Source organism: Kitasatospora putterlickiae (assembly GCF_039527695.1).
GTDB lineage: Bacteria > Actinomycetota > Actinomycetes > Streptomycetales > Streptomycetaceae > Kitasatospora > Kitasatospora putterlickiae.
This window is the reverse complement of record NZ_BAAAKJ010000496.1, coordinates 1-5,022: the sequence shown is the minus strand read 5'-3', so window position 1 is coordinate 5,022 and position 5,022 is coordinate 1. Positions and strand designations below refer to the sequence as shown.

General features: G+C 76.7%; 4 protein-coding genes. 2 read left to right on the top strand and 2 right to left on the bottom strand.

The features are described 5' to 3' along the window. Window positions 1-85: 85 nt before the first annotated feature. Window positions 86-2,224 carry a restriction endonuclease gene (locus ABD308_RS37890; RefSeq protein ID WP_344345390.1) on the bottom strand — a complete coding sequence of 713 codons (2,139 nt, stop codon included), beginning with the start codon at window positions 2,222-2,224 and terminating at the stop codon, window positions 86-88. 182 nt (window positions 2,225-2,406) lie between these two features. Continuing rightward, on the bottom strand, window positions 2,407-3,072 hold the full coding sequence (locus ABD308_RS37885; protein WP_344345388.1) for a maleylpyruvate isomerase N-terminal domain-containing protein: 666 nt from the start codon (window positions 3,070-3,072) through the stop codon (window positions 2,407-2,409). Window positions 3,073-3,197: 125 nt separating this feature from the next. On the opposite strand from ABD308_RS37885, the gene ABD308_RS37880 reads away from it, so the two are divergent. After that, a complete protein-coding gene (locus ABD308_RS37880) occupies window positions 3,198-4,583 on the top strand; it encodes a rhodanese-like domain-containing protein (RefSeq protein WP_344345386.1) in 1,386 nt (461 codons plus the stop codon). Between the two features lie 213 nt (window positions 4,584-4,796). Then, window positions 4,797-5,022: TSUP family transporter (locus tag ABD308_RS37875; RefSeq protein WP_344345384.1), on the top strand; the 226-nt coding region annotated here is incomplete at its 3' end.

Here is a 5,022-nt window from a genome sequence, read left to right as displayed (position 1 = left end):
CACGGCCCCCTCGCCGACCCGGCGGTCCGGCGGGGGGTCACCTCCTCCTCAGGTATGACACCCGTCCCTGAGGCCCGCGCCGCCGCTACTCGACCGCGACGCCCCAGCGCACCGCCAGCCCGGCCAGACCGTCCTGCACCGGCGTCCCGCTCGCCGTGAACCGCCAGGCCCCGCCGCGCCGTTGGAAGGATCCGAGGACCATCGCGCTCTGCGACACCCCGCCGGTCTGCGCGGCCCACTCGGCGGGCCCGTCCGCGTCCGGGCCGAACGTGCCGGTCAGCGCCAGCCCGTGCACGTAGCCGAGCGGCAGCACCGGCTGCTCCTCCTCCTCGGTGGACACCGCCACCACCACCTCGTCCACGCCCGGCGCCAACCGCCCCGGCTCCAGGGTGATTTCGGCGCGGCGGACCGGCTCGCCCGGCACCGAGCGGGTGGGGTGCAGCCGCACCGCGCCCCGCGGGTCCTGCGGGTTGTTGAAGAACACGAAGTGCTCGTCGTCCAGCACCCGGCCGCCGGCGCACAGGAACGCCGAGACGTCCAGCTCGACCGGGTCCCCGCCGGCCGTGCGGCTGCGCCAGGACAGCGCCAGCGTGGTGGTCGCGGCTTCCGGGGCGGCCGCCGCCGGTCGCCGGTCGCCGCCGTTCGTCCGCTCGCCCAGGCGGCCGCGCAGGCCCTGCTCGGCGAGCAGCTCCACCAGTTCGGGACCGCTCACCAGGGTCAGCGGCTTGTTGCGGATGTACTCGTACGAGCCCGGCCCGAAGCCCGCCGTGGTCACCAGGATGCCCTTGATCGCGCCGTGGTGGCGCACCGTCGAGTCCAGGTCGCGCACCGCGGTGGGGGAGACCGTCGAGCGGTAGCGCTTGGCCTGGATGACGATCCGTCCGCCGGTCACCGGATCGAGGTCCTCGGCGACCACGTCCACCCCGGCGTCGCCGCTGCGCGCCGTGGTCATCACCCGGAAGCCGCGCAGCCGGAACAGCTCGGCGATCAGCTCCTCGAACTCGATCGGGTCCATCGCGAAGAGGTCCGGGTCGTCCTCGCCGCCCTGCCCGGCCACACTGCCGCCGACCGTCTCCGGCAGCCGGTCCGGGCGCACCTCGTCCAGCCGCTCGGGACGCGCCGACAGCACCCCGCCCAGGCCCTGGAAGCACTCCACGGCCGCCACCCGGTCCAGCGCCAGCCCGGCGAACTCGCCCCGGTCGACCGTCACCGTGGTCAGGAACCGCTCCGCCTCCCGGCCGGTCGCCGGGTCGATGCCGCGCACGAAGCCGTTCAGCACCACCGAGGCCAGCATCCCGTCCCCGTCGGCGCGGTACAGCTCGGCCACCACCCGCAGCGCGGTCTGCGCCAGCACCTCCCGGTACAGCGCCTTGCGCTCGGTCGCCGGGCGGGCCACCTCGGCCTCCCGGTCGTCCGACTTCACGTACCGCACCCGGGCGGTCGCCGGGACGACGTCGGGGCCCGGCAGCTCCCAGTTCACCACCAGCTGGCGGCTGGACGCCTCCCAGGCCGCCACCAGCCGGTGCGGGAAGCCCTCCGGCCAGCCCGCCGAGGCGTACAGCACGGCGGTGAAGTACTCCTGCACCGCCTCCGCCTCGCCGGACCGCAGCCGGCGCAGCAACTCCTCGGTGCGGGCGGCCCGCTGCTCGTCCTCCCGGCGGAACCGGGCCACCCACTCCAGGTACTGCCCGTGGTACTCGGCCAGCCGGCGCTGCCGGTCCGCCTCCGCCGCCTGCGCCGCGTACCAGTCCTGCTCGAACCGGGCCCGGGCCTGCGCCACGTACTGCTCGTACTGCCGCCACACCCCGGGGTTGCGGGCCTGCACCGGGTCCGGCGGCGGCACCTGGTAGCGGGACTGGTCCGGCATCGGCACCGGCTCGCCGAGGCGCCCCGGCTCGAACGGCGGCACCGGTCGCGGGGCCAGCAGGCTCTGCGCCCGGAACGCGGGACCGCCCAGCCCGGCGGCCAGCAGGCCGCGCAACTCCTCCACCCGGCCGTCCAGTTCGGCCGTCCGCCGGGCCGCCTCGGCCTCCCGGGCCTGCTGGTAGGCCTTCTGCGCCTCGCGCTCGGTGCGGGCCGCCGCCTTCTGCGCCTCGCGCTGCTCCCGCTCCCGCCGGCGCTGCTCGGCGGCCTGGGCGCGCCACCGGGCCTCCTCCCGGCGCTGCTCCTGCCGCTGCGTCTCCGCCCAGACCGCCAGCACCCCGTCGTTCCGCCGCCCCGCCACGTCCACCCCTTCGTTCCACGCCGGTCCGCCGCCGCGCCCGCCTCCCGGCCGCGCCGCCGCCGCGCCCGCCACAATAGAACGTGCACCGGGGGAGTGCGCAAAGGGTCCGCGACCTGCGGCGTCGGCCGGTGCTGAGGCGGCGTCAGGCGGCGTTTCCGGGTGACGGCCTCCGGCGGTGGTGTTCAGGCCTGGGCGGCGTCCGCGTACCAGCGCCAGTCGGTACGGCGCGGGCGGCCGGGCGGCGCGGTGCGGCCGGTGGCCCAGAGCAGGGTCGGCCAGGGGCCGGCGGCGGGGTCGAGGGGGACGTCGGGGAACAGCCGGGCGAGGGTGCGGTGGCAGACGTCGGCCGGCGGGTCCCAGGGCAGTCCGAGCCCCTCGGCGACGTCGTGCACGTGCACCAGCGTCTCCACCAGGCTCATCGCGACGAACCCCGCCGGGTCGGCGAGCCCCCAGGGGTGGAAGGCGCGGACCTCGGGCGTCCTGGTCCGGGCGATCGCGACCATCAGGCCGCCGCTCGCCTCCAGGACCTCCAGCAGGCCCCGCGGGCCGTCCTCGGGCCGGGCGAAGACGAAGCTGTTCGGCCCGCCGGGGAAGGGGCGGCGTGAGACGAAGGGCACGTAGCGGTCGCGGGGCGGCTCGTCCGGGCCGAGCTGGGCGGCGTAGGCGAGCAGGTCGTCCGCGAGGTGTTCGACGGTGTTCCAGCAGTCCCAGTCGACGGCGCCGGCGGGGCGGGACCAGTCGGCGTCGGCGGGGGCGGCGCGAAGGGTGCCCACGGCGAGCCGGAGCACGGCGGCCAGGTCGTCGGGGGTCACGGGGCCGGGCGCGGGCACGAGGTCGGTGGTGATCATGCGGGGGACGCTACCCGGTCGCCGCGCCGGCTCCCTTCGATGCCCCGGGGGGTATCTCTGCTACAGTCGATGACAGATACCCCCTGGGGTAAAAGGCTTTCGCGAGATGTGAGAAGGAGAGGCACGTGTTCTTCGTCGACACCCTGGAGATCGAGGGCCTCGGCAACCGCGGCTACCTGGCCGGAGGCCCGGGCGGAGCGGTCGCCGTCGACCCGCCGCGCGACATCGACCAGGTCATCGCCGCGGCCGCCCGCCGGGGCGTGCGGATCGCCTACGTCGCCGAGACCCACGTCCACAACGACTACGTCACCGGCGGCCTCGAACTCGCCCGGGTCACCGGCGCGCACTACCTCGTCCCGGCCGACGCCGCCGTCTCCTACCGGCGGGTGCTCGTCCACGACGGCGACGACTTCGACGTCGACCCCGCCGCCGGCCTCACCCTGCGGGCCGTCGCCACCCCCGGCCACACCCCGCACCACACCTCCTACGTGCTCGCCGAGGCCGGCCGCCCGGTCGCCGCGTTCACCGGCGGCTCGCTGCTCATCGGCACCGTCGGCCGCCCCGACCTCGTCGAGCCCAGGCTCACCGAGGACCTCGCCCGCGCCCAGCACGCCTCCGCCCACCGGCTCGCCGACGGCCTCGCCGACGACGTGGCCGTGCTGCCCACCCACGGCTTCGGCAGCTTCTGTTCGGCGGGGCCCGCCGCCGGCACCGCCGCCACCACCACCATCGGCGCCGAGCGGCACCGCAACGAGGCCCTGGTCAAGGACGTCGACACCTTCGTCGCCGACCTGCTCGCCGGGCTCGACGACATCCCCGCCTACTACGCCCACATGGGCCCGCTCAACGCCGCCGGCCCCGCCCCCGTCGACCTCACCCCGCCGGCCCCCGCCGACGCGGCCGAACTCGCCCTCCGCCTCGCCGCCGGCGAGTGGGTCGTCGACCTGCGCGCCCGCACCGCCTTCGCGGCCGGGCACCTCGCGGGATCGTTCAACATCGAGGCCGAGGGCCAGCTGGCCACCTACCTCGCGTGGCTGATCCCGTGGGGCAAGCCGGTCACCCTGCTCGCCGGGAGTCCCGAACAGCTCGCCGCCGCGCAGCGCGAACTCGCCCGGGTCGGCATCGACCACCCCGGCGCGGCCACCACCGGCGGCCCCGAGAACTGGCTGCTGCCCGGCGAGCGCCCGCGCTCCTTCCGCCGCGCGACCTTCGCCGACCTCGCCCTCGCCCTCGCCGCCACGGTCGAGGGCCTGGCCCCGGTGGTCGTCGACGTCCGCCGCGCCGCCGAGCGCGCCGCCGCCCACCTCGACGGCACCCACCACATCCCGCTGCACCAGCTCCACCGCCGCGGCGCCGAACTGCCGGACGGCCCCGTCTGGGTCCACTGCGCCGGCGGCATCCGGGCCGCCGTCGCCGCCTCCCTGCTGGACGCGGCTGGACGCGAGGTGGTCGCCGTCGACGACGCCTTCACCTCCGCCGCCGAGGCCGGCCTCACCGTCGTGACCGCCTGACCCCCCGCCCGGCCCCCGGCCCCTGGCGTCACCCCCCAGCTGGAGCACCACCATGCACCACCGCCCTCCGTCCGCCCTGACCCTCTGTATACGCACCGGCTCGACGGCGTTCGACACGTCCGGCGGCCGTGGGCGCGCCGGCGGCTTCGCCGTCCGGTCCGGGCGCGCGGGCGCCCGTCCGTCGGCCACGGCGGTCCTCCCCGGGGCGGTCCGATGACCACGCTGCTGTTGGCACTCGCCGCCGGGGCGGTGGTCGGGCTGGTGCTCGGCGGGCTCGGCGGCGGTGGCGGCATCCTCGCCGTGCCCGCGCTGATCTACCTGCTCGGGCTCTCCCCGGCCGCCGCCAGCACCGCCGCCCTGCTGATCGTCCTCGCCACGTCGATCTCCGCGATCGTCGCCCACACCAAGGCCGGCACCATCCGCTGGCGCACCGCCCTCG